We start from the raw sequence: 12,366 nt of genomic DNA, 5'->3' as shown, positions 1-12,366 counted from the left end.
TGGACTATGAATTTAATAATTGTAGATGGAGGGAATTTTATATGAAACAATTGATGACAGGTAATGAGGCAATTGCACGTGGAGCCTATGAGGCTGGTGTTAAATATGCATCCGCATATCCAGGGACTCCAAGTACAGAAATATTAGAAAATATAGCAACATATAAAGATGCAATAGTTGCAGAATGGGCTCCAAACGAAAAGGTAGCACTTGAGGCTGCTATAGGGGGTTCAATTGCAGGAGCAAGAACTATGGCTTCTATGAAACATGTTGGTGTAAATGTTGCAGCTGACCCGATATTTACTTATGCATATACAGGCGTAAATGGTGGTATGGTACTTATTACAGCAGATGAACCGGGAATGCATTCATCTCAAAATGAGCAAGACAATAGGATGTATGCAAAATTTGCAAAGATACCTTTATTTGAACCAGCAACTAGCCAAGAAGCTAAAGATATGATAAAAGAAGCGTTTGAAGTTAGTGAAAAATATGATACACCAGTTTTATATAGAGTTACAACAAGACTTTGTCATTCAAAAGGTTTAGTAGAATGTTATGATAGAGAAGAAGTTGAAATTAAAGAGTATACTAAAAATGCTAAAAAAATGGTAACTGTTCCAGCAAATGCTCAAATAAGAAGGGGCGTTGTTGAAGAAAGAATGGAAATTCTTAAAAAATTCTCAAATGAAACTGACTTAAACTATTATGAAATAAATGATACAAAAATAGGTGTTATAGCTTCAGGGATGTGCTGTAATTTTGCTAAAGAAGTCTTTGGAAAAAATGCATCATATATGAAGTTAGGATTTACAAATCCATTACCTTATGAAAAAATAAAAGAATTTGCAGATAAAGTTGATAAAATATATGTAATAGAAGAAAATGACCCATTTATAGAAGAACAAATAAAAGCATATGGAATAGATTGTATTGGAAAAGATGTAATGCCTCCATATGGAGAAATGACACCAGATGTTTTAAGAAAAGCTATATTTGGAAAAACAAATGATACTATAGAATACAAATCTGAATTAGTAACACCAAGACCACCAAGTTTCTGTGCAGGATGTCCACATAGAGGATTCTTCTATGAACTTGGAAAGAGAAAAAATTTAATAGTTGGTGGAGATATAGGATGTTATACTCTTGGATTTGCTCCTCCATATAATGGAATAGATTATGTTGTTTGTATGGGTTCTGCTTTTGGAACTGCACATGGAGCTCAAAAAGTTCTTAATATGAAGGAAGGAAACGAAAAAAGATTAGTAGGTGTACTTGGAGATTCAACTTTCTTCCATACAGGAATAAATGGTCTTTTAGATGTAGTTTACAATAGAGGAAATTCTATATCAGTTATATTAGACAATAGAATAACTGGAATGACAGGTCATCAAGAAAATCCAGGTTCAGGATATACTTTACAAGGTGCAAAAACTAAAGATGTTGACATAGAAGGATTAGTTAAAGCTTGCGGAATAGAGCATGTAAGAGTTATAGACCCTAACAATTTAAAAGAAGTAAATGAAGCATTAGATTGGGCTTTAGCTATAGAAGATGAACCATCAGTAATAATTACAAGATGGCCATGTGTACTTAAAAAATTCTCTAAAGAAGATATAGAAGAATTTAATAACCCATTTAAGACTAAGTGTAAGGTTGACCATGATAAATGTATTGGATGTAAATTATGTTTGAAAACTGGATGTCCAGCCCTATCATTTGATAAAGAAAATAAATTATCAAATATAGATAGAAATCAGTGTGTAGGATGTGGAGTATGTTCACAAGTTTGTCCAAAACAAGCAATAGTTAAGGAGGAAAAATAATATGACTAAGAGTATACTTTTGGTAGGTGTAGGAGGTCAAGGAACTATACTTGCTAGTAAATTATTAACTATGGGATTGATGGAAGCTGGATACGATGTAAAAATGAGTGAAATACATGGAATGAGTCAAAGAGGAGGTTCAGTTTCCTCACAAGTTAGATACGGAGATTGTGTATATTCTCCAGTTATAGAAATTGGTGGAGCAGATATATTAGTATCTTTTGAAAAAATGGAAGCTTTAAGATGGTTCAATTATCTAAAGCCAGAAGGAAAAGCTTTAGTAAACGACTATAGAATAGATTCTATGACTGTTTTAATCGGAGGAGCTGAATATCTAGAAAGTGATATAGATGCAGAGTTAAATAGATTAAATGCAAAAGTTATAAATGCAGCTGATAAAGCTGAAGAACTAGGAAATTCAAAAATAATGAACGTTATTTTATTAGGATGTCTAGTTAAATCTATGGAGTTAGAGTCTATTGATTGGGAAAAAATTATAAGTGAAAATGTTAAACCAAAATTTATTGAATTAAACATAAAAGCTTTCCATGAAGGTATGGAAATGGTTAGCAAATAGTTTATAATAGATATAGATAAACTATAGAAATTAAGGTGAAAGGAAGAAAATTATGACTTACAGAATATTAGCCATAAATCCAGGTTCTACTTCTACAAAAATAGCAGTATACGATGGAGAAGAACAAATTCTTGTGAAGACAATAGACCATCCAGCTGAAGAGATTGCAAAATATAATACAATACAAGACCAATTTGAAATGCGTAAAGAAGCTGTTTTGAATATTCTTGAAGAAAATAATATAGATTTAAAATCTCTTAGTGCAATAGTAGGAAGAGGTGGAGTTTTACCACCAGTAAAATCAGGAGCATATTTAGTAAATGAAGAAATGATTGATGTACTTAGACATAGACCAGTGCTTGAACATGCTTCTAACTTAGGAGCTGTTGTGGCACATGCAATATCAGAGCCACTTGGAATAAACTCATATATTTATGATTCTGTTGCAGTAGATGAGCTTATAGATGTAGCAAGAGTATCTGGACTTTGTGGAATGGATAGAGCAAGTACAGGGCATGCATTAAATACTAGAGCAATGGCTTTAAAATATGCTAAAGATAATGGGAAAGATTATAAGAGTTTAAACTTAATAGTAGCTCATATTGGTGGAGGAGTAAGTATTTATCTTCATGAAAATGGAAGAATGGTTGATATGTTATCTGATGATGAAGGGCCATTTTCTCCAGAAAGGTCAGGAAGAGTACCTGCTACAAAATTAGTGGCAGCTTGCTATTCAGGCAAATACTCAGAAAGAGAAATGACTAAAAAGATAAGAGGTAAAGGTGGTATAGTTTCATATCTAAATACTGTAGATGCTAGAGAAGTTGAAAAAATGATAGCAGAAGGAAATAAAGAAGCAAAAATTATTTATGAAGCAATGGCTTATCAATTAGCAAAAGGCATTGGAGAATTAGCAACTGTAGTAGATGGAAAAGTAGATGCTATAATTATAACAGGTGGAATTGCATATTCTGAAATGTTTACTTCAATGGTTAAAAAGAAGGTTGAATTTATAGCACCAGTAGAAATTATAGCAGGAGAAAATGAGCTAGAGTCACTTGCTTTTGGGACTTTAAGAGTATTAAATGGAGAAGAAGAAGCTAGAATTTATAGTGAAAATTAATAAGAACAACTAAAAATGTTTATATATTAAAAAGTGGTATATCCATTTTTATACACGAAAGCTTAGAACATAGGTAAAAGTGTATAAAATCTGGATTGCCACTTTTTTTGTGATTGAAATTTTATATTAAATTAATGAAGAGTTATGTAAAATTTTGTATTTATATATATATTTTATTGGTATTTATTGTTATTATTATTATGAGGAGTGATTTTTGATGGGAAAAATAAATTTAAAAAGTATGATAAGATTATTTTCAGGTTTCTTTATATTTGCAATTTCTTCTGTATTGATGATTAATGCACATGTTGGGCTTATGCCTTGGGATGTGCTTCATCAAGGTTTATCTATAAAATTAGGTATAACTATAGGTCAGGCATCTATAATGGTTGGAGTTATAATCGTTATATTGGATGCAGTTTTTGGTGAAAATATAGGATGGGGTACATTACTGAACATGACATTTATAGGAATATTTATTGATTTAGTAATATTTTCTGAAGTAATACCTCATGCAAGTAACACTTATGTAGGTGTCTTTATGGTTGTTATAGGAATTATCTTAGCAGCTATAGCAAGTTTTTTATATTTAGGTGTTTGCCTGGGAAGTGGACCAAGAGATGGTCTTATGATTGCACTTCAGAAGAAAACTAATAAATCAGTACGCCTTGTTAGAACAATTCTTGAAATACTAGCATTAGTTGTTGGTTGGTTATTAGGAGGTTCTGTAGGTATTGGTACGCTTGTAAGTGCATTAGGATTAGGATATGTACTACAAATAGTATTTAGGATGTTTAACTTTGATACAAAGTCACTTAAGCATAGATTTATTATAGATGATATAAAAGATTGGAAAGAGAAGAAAAGCGATGAACATAAATGTAAATCAAGTGTTGCAATAAAAAATGAGCAAAATTAAGTATACTAAAATATATTTATATTTTATCTAATTTATGTAAAGGTAAGGAGATTTGGAAATGGAATTATGGGATTTATATAATACTGATGGAATTAAAACAGGAAAGGTTATAGAAAGAGGTAATTCTATTGAAGAAGGCTATTATCATTTAGCAGTTGAAGTATGGATTTTAAATAGTAACTCTCAAATTTTAATTCAGAAAAGGTCTAAAAGTAAAAAGACATTGCCAAATATGTGGGGAATGACAACTGGATGTATTGTTTCTGGAGAAGAGAGTTTGGAAGGAGCAATTCGTGAAGCAAAGGAAGAAATAGGGATAGATATATCAAAAGATGAAATGAAGGTTTTTAGAAGTATGATTCATGATGATACACTTTGGGATGTATATTTTGTTAAGAAAGAGTATGATATATCAAAAGCTATTTTGCAAGAAGATGAAGTAAGTGATATAAAATGGGTAAGTACAGATAAAATAAGACAATTGATAAAGGATGGTTTGTTTTTTGAATATCCAGAAATATATGAATTACTATATGATATAGATAATAATAATTTAAACTTATGATGTGGAGCAGATTTTAGTATAAATATGATTGTATAGAATTATCTTCTCTAGATTTTAATATTGTTTTATGAAGAATTAATAAGTTATTTTTAAAGTTTTTCTGATTATTTTTTAGAATTAGAATAAAAAAGAGTAGCATTGTAAAGTCATAAAGATTTGGGGAGGATTTAAACTGTGGAAGATAACAAAGAATTGGCACGTGATGGTTCAAAATATAAAATTGTTTCTATATCTGTTGTAGTAATTATTTTAATTACATTCTGGTACATGTTAAATATGGTTCTTTTAACATTTATAATGACCTTTATTTTCTATAATTTACTTGTAGCCATAAGAAAGCGAATTAATAAAATTTCTTCTAGAATTATTCCTGATTCGCTGATAATTGTAGTGTTATACTTACTATTTGCTGTATTATTGGTATTGATTAGTTATGCAGTTGTACCAATAATTATAGTACAACTTACGGAGCTAAGTAGGATTTTTAGTGATTTTGATGTAAATCAATTTGCTCAATCTCTAGGACCAAAACTTTATCCTCTTGTTTCAAAGTTAGATTTTAATAAATATGTCTCACAGGCGGGGCTACTTATAGCATCAACAGCGACAAAGGTTGGAAGCTTTGGAGTAAACATATTATTAGGTTTCTTATTGAGTTTACTTCTTTTACTTGAAAAAAATGATATTAAAAAATTTGGAAATAAACTTGCAGATAGTAAGATTTCCTTCATTTATAATTCCCTTGTGTTTTTTGGAAAGAGTTTTGTGAAAAACTTTGGTGAAGTAATGAAAGTACAAGTTATGATTGCGTTTATAAACTCTGTTGTTTCTATGATTTTTTTAGGTTTCATGGGATTTCCTCAAATATGGGCTTTAGGATTTATGATTTTTGTATTAGGTCTTATTCCAGTGGCAGGTGTTATAGTATCGTTAATTCCATTAACTGTAATAGCTTTTAATATAGGTGGAATAACGAAAGTACTTGGAGTTTTGGCAATGATTTGCATAGTACATGCAGTAGAAACATACATATTGAATCCTAAATTGATGTCAAATAGAACAAAACTTCCAGTTTGTTTTGTGTTTATTATTTTACTTGTAGGAGAGCATTATCTAGGTGTATGGGGATTATTAATTGGAGTTCCAATATTCATGTTCCTTATGGATATTTTGGGTGTTAAATTTACTTCTAGATAATATTTTACAGCAATAATTTATTTGTGCATGTGACTTATGATTTGTTTAAAAAAGAACCTATGAATAGACGTCATTAATAAAAGAAGTCTATTTTATAGGTTCCATTTGGATTTCTATAAATACTATATAATTAAATAACAAGAAATTTATTTCATTTCAAAAGTTTCACAACTTGCATTTCCTGAATTTATATGAACTTTTTCAGCTTTACAAAGTTCATTTTTATTGTATTTACATTTTACAGCTTCACAATGAATATTGTCTGTATCAACTTGATTAGTATCATTAGAACGACTAGTTATTCCAGAAGTATATTTGTCTTCAAAAGAAGCACAATAAGTATTTCCTGTAGTAGTTGCTTGCATTCCATCTACTTTTATGCTACCAGCATAACAGTATCCACTAGTATTATAAGCACAATTAGTAGCATCACAATTTAAATTATTATTTTTCATAAATAACCTCCTAAGTTTTATTTACACTTATTATGTGAAGTTATTTAAATTTTATACACCTATTTACAATTACATTTATCACATTTAACAACTACATCTTTTGAAGTTTCTCTTCCTAAATTTCTATTGATATGATATACATCTATATTTTCAGTTGAACCACATATAGAACATTTAAAATTGTTTTCTAGTAAAATTCTTTCTCTAAATAATTTCCAGTACATAGAATTGATGTAATCATTGTAATTCACCTTGAGGCATGTTTCAAGAAAATTTATGTATAGATTATCTAAATCTCCTGTATCTAACTCTGTATATTCTGGTTCAAAATATTCACAACACCCTCTAAAATCAGGTTTGGTATCAGAAATAACACATCTAATATCATATCTATAGTCTAGGCTAGGCCCCTTGAATAAAAGATGTGTGCAAAAAGAGCAAGATGTCTCTGGTAGATTTTTTTCAAGTTCATGTAATTTATTATTCATAAGTATTCCTCCAAAAAAATTTATTTTAAGTATATAAATGTGTAGATTATTTTAAAACTTTTATTTATTTATATTAGAAATACAGGATAAATATTCCAATAAAGAGTAAATACTTATTTATTTATGAATTGAATAAAAAGAGACAATCTCTAGCTTGAGACAGTCTCTTTTTATGATTTTTATATTAAAAGTTTAATCTAAGTGTAACTTTAGTTGATTTTAGTCAGCTAGTTTAACATCTGCCTTGTTTTTTAACTTTCTACCATAATAGACGGTTAAAACAGCATATAATACAGTAAAGATAGCAGCTAAAATATAGGATATATTTATACTTAAGTTAAATCCAATTTGAGCATTGAATATATAGCTAAATATGATAAAAGAATAAAACATACCTGGAATTAAGCTTATAATATAATTTTTTTCTTTTATTATAAGGTAGACTGTAATCATAGCAAATGCAAATATAGCGATGGTTTGATTACTCCATGAGAAGTATCTCCATAATATATTAAATCCAGAAGAACTAAGTTTTGCAAATATCAGAATTGCTATGACAGGAATAAATATGCATATTGATAGTATAACGCGATGTTTCTTTTCCTTTTGGTCATAATGAAAATAATCAGCAAGCATTAATCTTAGAGATCTTAAAGCTGTATCTCCAGAAGTTATTGGTAAAACGATAACACCTATTATTGCGATGATTCCACCAATAGAACCAAGTAAATCTCTTGCAACTAAGCCTATTACATCAGGAGAGCCTATCAATTCCTTAGGTATACCTTTATTGTAAATACCCATAGCAGCTGCAGCCCAAATCATTGCAATTAAACCTTCTAAAATCATCATGTTATAAAAAGTAGTTTTTCCTTCTTTTTCATTTGAAACTGATCTTGCTATAAGAGTGGCTTGAGTTGAGTGGAATCCAGAAACTATACCACAAGCAACTGTAACGAAGAATGTAGGGATAAGAGGAATTCCATCAGGATGAATACCTTTCCAATTCGCAAGACTTAAATTAGCTAAATCATAACCTTGTGTAAATATTCCGATTCCAACACCAGCAGCAGATAAAAGTAGGATTGCTCCAAATATTGGATATACCTTTCCTATAATTTTATCAATTGGGAATAGTGTTGCACATAAGTAATATACAAAAATAATTCCGTAAACTATCCATACAACTGGATTATTTATAGTTGACTTCATGTTTAAGATTTGTGTAACAACCAAATCTCCAGGTGTGTAAATAAAAACTGCACCAACTAAAAGCATTAATAGGCAAAGGAATATATTATAGACTTGAAAGACTTTGTTACCTAAAAATCTACTGATAAGTGAAGGCATCTGCGCTCCTTTTTCTCTTATACTAATCATTCCACTCATATAGTCATGTAAAGCTCCTCCAAATACACAACCAATAGGGATTAGTATAAATGCTATTGGACCAAATAATATACCTTGGATAGGTCCTAGAATCGGTCCTGTACCAGCTATATTAAGCAATTCAATGAGACTATTCTTCCATTTTTTCATTGGAACGTAGTCTACACCATCACTCTGAGCAATAGCAGGTGTTTTTCTGTCATCTGGGCTAAATACTTTTTCACAATAAGCACCATATAAAGCACCTCCTATTAGTAATATAGCCAATCCAATTAAGAACGTTGTCATAATATCACCCCATTTATAAAATTTTTTGGATTCTGTATACGTATTGAAATAACCTACCAATTCTATAAAATACTAAAAGTAATATAATTTCAGAAATTAATACATACACATAATCATGTACTTAGTATACATGTGTTTGGTAAAATTTTCAATATTATAGCAATAAAGAATATAAACAAAATTCTGATAATATTTTACAAAAAAATTAAAAAACATAAAAAATAGTTTAAATAGGTAAGTAAAAAAGATAAATCAATTGATAATGTAAATGTCTATATCTTAACAATATTAAGAGGTCTAAAATTCTTGAAGAAAGAATAGTCAAGTGATATAATGAGTTTACAGGTGTATATACACTAGTACATATAGAAAGCGGTGCGATTATGGATAAAGATTTAACATATCAAATCAAAGAGCTAAAGAAAGAAAAAAATGCAATAATACTTGCCCATTTTTATCAACCACCAGAAATACAAGAATTAGCAGATGCAGTTGGTGACTCATATTACTTAAGTGAAATTGCTAGAGATTGTAAAGAAGATGTGGTTGTATTTTGTGGGGTAAGATTTATGGGAGAAAGTGCTAAGATATTATCACCTGAGAAAACTGTATTAATGCCAGTAAGTAACGCTGGATGTGCTATGGCAGATATGGTAGATGAAGAAGGCGTGATAAAACTAAAACAACAGTATCCAAATGCTTTGGTTGTATGTTATATAAACTCTACAGCTAAAGTCAAGGCACATTGTGATGTTTCCGTTACATCGTCCAGTGCAATTAAAATATTAGAAAACATAGATAATAAAGAAATTATATTCCTTCCAGATAAAAACCTAGGAGGATATATTGCAGAGAAATTTCCAGATAAAGACTTTATATTTTGGGACGGATATTGTAAATACCACAACAATATAAAGGCTGAAGAAATAATTGAATTAAAAGATAAGTATAAAGATGCAGAAGTATTGGTACATCCAGAATGTAAAAAGGAAATAAGAGATTTAGGAGATTATGTAGGAAGTACATCAGGAATAATAAAATATGCTACTAATAGTGAAAATAAGAATTTTATAATAGCAACTGAAGAAGGAATATTACATGAATTAAAGAAAAAGAATCCTAATAAAAACTTTTATATCCCTGGAGGAAGAATACTATGTACGGATATGAAAAAGACAACATTAGAAAATTTATACAGTACACTTAAAAATATGGAAAATGAAGTTACTGTAGAAGATGAAATTATGGAAAAAGCTTTAAATTCACTGCTTAATATGCACAGATTAGCAGAAGGATAGAGGGATAGACTTATGAATTTAGAACAAGATGTTTTAATAGTTGGAAGTGGTATTTCAGGATTATATTGTGCATTAAATTTAGAAAAAAATTTAAATGTATTAGTAGTATCAAAATCTACAATTGAAAACAATAATACATATCTTGCACAAGGGGGAATTTCAACTGCTAGAAATATTGATGATATAGAGTCTTTTGTGGAAGATACAATGAAGGCTGGACAGTATAAAAATAGAGTTGAAGCAGTACAAGTTCTTGCAGATGAATCTATTGAAAATGTAGGACAAATAGTAGATTATGGCATGCCTTTAGATAGAGAAAATGGAGAGATAGATTACACAAGAGAAGGAGCTCATAGTGTAAATAGAATAGTTCATAGTAAAGATAATACTGGAGAGGTTGTTTTTAAGACTTTATTAAAGGAAGCTAAAACTAGAGAAAATATAACTCTTATAGAAGATGCATATCTTTTAGATATATTAAAAGATGGTAATAAGTGTATTGGAGCTAGACTTTTTAAGTCTCAAAAAGAGATTCATGTTTTTTCAAAAGTGGTAGTTTTAGCAACAGGTGGAATAGGTGGGCTTTTTAAAAACTCTACTAACCAAAGACACCTTACAGGTGATGGAATCGCTATAGCTTTAAGAAATGATATAAAAATAGAGAACTTAGAGTATATTCAAATACATCCAACAGCTTTCTATGAAGAGAATAGTGAAGGTAGGAGAATGCTTATATCTGAATCACTAAGAGGAGAGGGAGCTAAACTTTTAAATAAAAATAAGGAAAGATTTGTCGATGAACTTCTTCCTAGAGATGTAGTTTCAAAAGCTATTTTTGAACAAATGGAAAAAGACAATTCACCTTATGTATATTTAGATGCAACACATTTAGGTAGTGAATACTTAATTAATAGATTTTCTTTTATTTACAATGAATGTCTAGCTAGAGGAACAGATATAACTAAAGAATACATAAAAGTATCACCTGCACAGCATTACTTTATGGGTGGAATACATGTCGATTTGGACTCAAAAACATCTATGGAAAATTTATATGCAGTTGGTGAAATTAGTTGTACAGGCGTTCATGGAGCAAATAGACTGGCAAGTAACTCTTTACTTGAAGGACTTGTATTTTCAAAGAGAGCAGCCAAAAATATAAACTCAGTTATGGACAATATAAAAGTTAAATTTATAGATATACCAGATATGGACATAGATATAGAAAAGATAAAAAAAGAGAATAAAATATTAGTTATAAAAGAAATTGAAAGAACAAGTGAGGATTTTGGCGATGAATTATTTGATTATTGATAGAATGATACAGGATGCTTTAATAGAAGATGTGCCAAGTGAAGATATAACAACTAATTCTATTGTGGATGAAAATTCTAAGTCTACTGTAGATTTAATTTGTAAGCAAGATGGTATAGTAGCTGGTTTAGGTGTATTTAAGAGAGTGTTTGAGATTCTTGGAAGTGTAGATGTAGAGTTATATAAAAATGATGGTGATAAAGTAAAAAATCGTGAAAAGATAGCTGTATTAACTGGGAATACTAGAAATTTACTTGTAGGAGAACGTGTAGCATTAAATTATTTACAGAGAATGAGTGGTATAGCTACTACTACTAGTAAATATGTTGAAAAGCTTGAAGGTACAAATACAAAGTTGTTAGATAGTAGAAAAACGATACCTAATCTTAGAATATTAGATAAATATTCTGTCAAAGTAGGTGGAGGATGTAATCATAGATTTAATTTATCTGATGGAATATTGCTTAAAGACAACCATATTGGAGCTGCTGGTGGTGTTAAAAATGCAGTTGAACTAGCTAGAAAAAACACTTCCTTTGTCAGAAAAATAGAAGTAGAAGTGGAAACATTAGATATGGTAAAAGAAGCTCTAGAAGCAAAAGCAGATATAATAATGTTGGATAATATGAGCTTAGAAATGGCAAAACAAGCTGTAGATATTATAAATGGAAGAGCCATTGTAGAATTTTCTGGAAATGTGAATTTAGATACCATAGAATCTATAGGAAAAATTGGAGTGGATGTTGTTTCTGTAGGAGCACTTACACATTCTGTCAAAGCTCTCGATATAAGTATGAAAAATCTGAGAAATATATAAATTTGATATTGATATAAATTTAATTAAGATAGACTCCCTAAATTTACTTGATAAGTTTAAGGAGTCTATTTTTTATTTATTAAAATTAATAAGAATAGAAAAATGTT

Annotated in this window: 12 protein-coding genes; 9 read left to right on the top strand and 3 right to left on the bottom strand. The window is 29.7% G+C overall.

What is annotated here, in order from left to right:
- The first annotated feature begins 41 nt into the window (after positions 1 to 41).
- From iorA to ACTG44_RS12490, 6 genes are all read left to right on the top strand, one after another.
- The gene (gene iorA, locus ACTG44_RS12515; RefSeq protein WP_479919114.1) at positions 42 to 1,829 is read left to right on the top strand and encodes an indolepyruvate ferredoxin oxidoreductase subunit alpha; all 1,788 of its coding nucleotides are present in this window, start codon (positions 42 to 44) and stop codon (positions 1,827 to 1,829) included.
- 1 nt (position 1,830) lies between these two features.
- Positions 1,831 to 2,406, top strand: coding sequence for an indolepyruvate oxidoreductase subunit beta (locus ACTG44_RS12510; RefSeq protein ID WP_021385150.1), 576 nt, complete (start codon positions 1,831 to 1,833; stop codon positions 2,404 to 2,406).
- 52 nt (positions 2,407 to 2,458) lie between these two features.
- Positions 2,459 to 3,529, top strand: a complete 1,071-nt coding sequence (buk, locus tag ACTG44_RS12505) for a butyrate kinase (RefSeq protein WP_021385231.1) — start codon at positions 2,459 to 2,461, stop codon at positions 3,527 to 3,529.
- A 217-nt stretch (positions 3,530 to 3,746) separates the two neighbouring features.
- The gene (locus ACTG44_RS12500) at positions 3,747 to 4,448 is read left to right on the top strand and encodes a YczE/YyaS/YitT family protein (protein ID WP_021385203.1); all 702 of its coding nucleotides are present in this window, start codon (positions 3,747 to 3,749) and stop codon (positions 4,446 to 4,448) included.
- Between the two features lie 58 nt (positions 4,449 to 4,506).
- The gene (locus ACTG44_RS12495; protein WP_021385184.1) at positions 4,507 to 5,013 is read left to right on the top strand and encodes an NUDIX hydrolase; all 507 of its coding nucleotides are present in this window, start codon (positions 4,507 to 4,509) and stop codon (positions 5,011 to 5,013) included.
- Positions 5,014 to 5,187: 174 nt separating this feature from the next.
- On the top strand, positions 5,188 to 6,210 hold the full coding sequence (locus tag ACTG44_RS12490; protein WP_021385219.1) for an AI-2E family transporter: 1,023 nt from the start codon (positions 5,188 to 5,190) through the stop codon (positions 6,208 to 6,210).
- Between the two features lie 146 nt (positions 6,211 to 6,356).
- On the opposite strand, the gene ACTG44_RS12485 is transcribed toward ACTG44_RS12490, so the two are convergent.
- The 3 genes from ACTG44_RS12485 to ACTG44_RS12475 all read right to left on the bottom strand — a co-directional run bounded on the left by ACTG44_RS12485 (position 6,357) and on the right by ACTG44_RS12475 (position 8,830).
- Entirely contained in the window at positions 6,357 to 6,665 is a 309-nt protein-coding gene (locus tag ACTG44_RS12485) for a DUF1540 domain-containing protein (protein ID WP_021385244.1), read from the bottom strand.
- Between the two features lie 59 nt (positions 6,666 to 6,724).
- Positions 6,725 to 7,153, bottom strand: coding sequence for a hypothetical protein (locus ACTG44_RS12480; protein WP_021385192.1), 429 nt, complete (start codon positions 7,151 to 7,153; stop codon positions 6,725 to 6,727).
- A gap of 219 nt (positions 7,154 to 7,372) precedes the next feature.
- Complete coding sequence (locus tag ACTG44_RS12475) at positions 7,373 to 8,830, bottom strand: carbon starvation CstA family protein (RefSeq protein ID WP_479920530.1); 1,458 nt, start codon at positions 8,828 to 8,830, stop codon at positions 7,373 to 7,375.
- A 383-nt stretch (positions 8,831 to 9,213) separates the two neighbouring features.
- Here ACTG44_RS12475 and nadA point away from each other — a divergent pair, with 383 nt between their 5' ends.
- From nadA to nadC, 3 genes are read left to right on the top strand one after another with little or no spacing between them, the layout of a single operon-like run.
- Positions 9,214 to 10,128, top strand: a complete 915-nt coding sequence (gene nadA, locus ACTG44_RS12470; protein WP_021385143.1) for a quinolinate synthase NadA — start codon at positions 9,214 to 9,216, stop codon at positions 10,126 to 10,128.
- 12 nt (positions 10,129 to 10,140) lie between these two features.
- Entirely contained in the window at positions 10,141 to 11,442 is a 1,302-nt protein-coding gene (locus ACTG44_RS12465) for an L-aspartate oxidase (protein ID WP_479920529.1), read from the top strand.
- Complete coding sequence (gene nadC / locus ACTG44_RS12460) at positions 11,423 to 12,259, top strand: carboxylating nicotinate-nucleotide diphosphorylase (RefSeq protein ID WP_479920528.1); 837 nt, start codon at positions 11,423 to 11,425, stop codon at positions 12,257 to 12,259. Before ACTG44_RS12465 ends, nadC begins: the two co-directional genes overlap by 20 nt.
- The last annotated feature ends 107 nt before the right edge of the window (positions 12,260 to 12,366 follow it).

The organism is Clostridioides sp. LIBA-2809 (assembly GCF_056688965.1).
Note: the sequence above shows the minus strand (reverse complement) of the source record. Positions and strands in the feature narration are given on the sequence as shown.

What these genes read in the sequence shown, in the direction of transcription:
- iorA (WP_479919114.1), top strand. Translation starts at nt 42, where the DNA reads ATGAAACAATTGATGACAGGTAATGAGGCAATTGCACGTGGAGCCTAT.
- ACTG44_RS12475 (WP_479920530.1), bottom strand. Translation starts at nt 8,830, where the DNA reads ATGACAACGTTCTTAATTGGATTGGCTATATTACTAATAGGAGGTGCT.
- ACTG44_RS12500 (WP_021385203.1), top strand. Translation starts at nt 3,747, where the DNA reads ATGGGAAAAATAAATTTAAAAAGTATGATAAGATTATTTTCAGGTTTC.
- ACTG44_RS12510 (WP_021385150.1), top strand. Translation starts at nt 1,831, where the DNA reads ATGACTAAGAGTATACTTTTGGTAGGTGTAGGAGGTCAAGGAACTATA.
- nadA (WP_021385143.1), top strand. Translation starts at nt 9,214, where the DNA reads ATGGATAAAGATTTAACATATCAAATCAAAGAGCTAAAGAAAGAAAAA.
- ACTG44_RS12465 (WP_479920529.1), top strand. Translation starts at nt 10,141, where the DNA reads ATGAATTTAGAACAAGATGTTTTAATAGTTGGAAGTGGTATTTCAGGA.
- ACTG44_RS12480 (WP_021385192.1), bottom strand. Translation starts at nt 7,153, where the DNA reads ATGAATAATAAATTACATGAACTTGAAAAAAATCTACCAGAGACATCT.
- buk (WP_021385231.1), top strand. Translation starts at nt 2,459, where the DNA reads ATGACTTACAGAATATTAGCCATAAATCCAGGTTCTACTTCTACAAAA.
- ACTG44_RS12495 (WP_021385184.1), top strand. Translation starts at nt 4,507, where the DNA reads ATGGAATTATGGGATTTATATAATACTGATGGAATTAAAACAGGAAAG.
- nadC (WP_479920528.1), top strand. Translation starts at nt 11,423, where the DNA reads ATGAATTATTTGATTATTGATAGAATGATACAGGATGCTTTAATAGAA.
- ACTG44_RS12485 (WP_021385244.1), bottom strand. Translation starts at nt 6,665, where the DNA reads ATGAAAAATAATAATTTAAATTGTGATGCTACTAATTGTGCTTATAAT.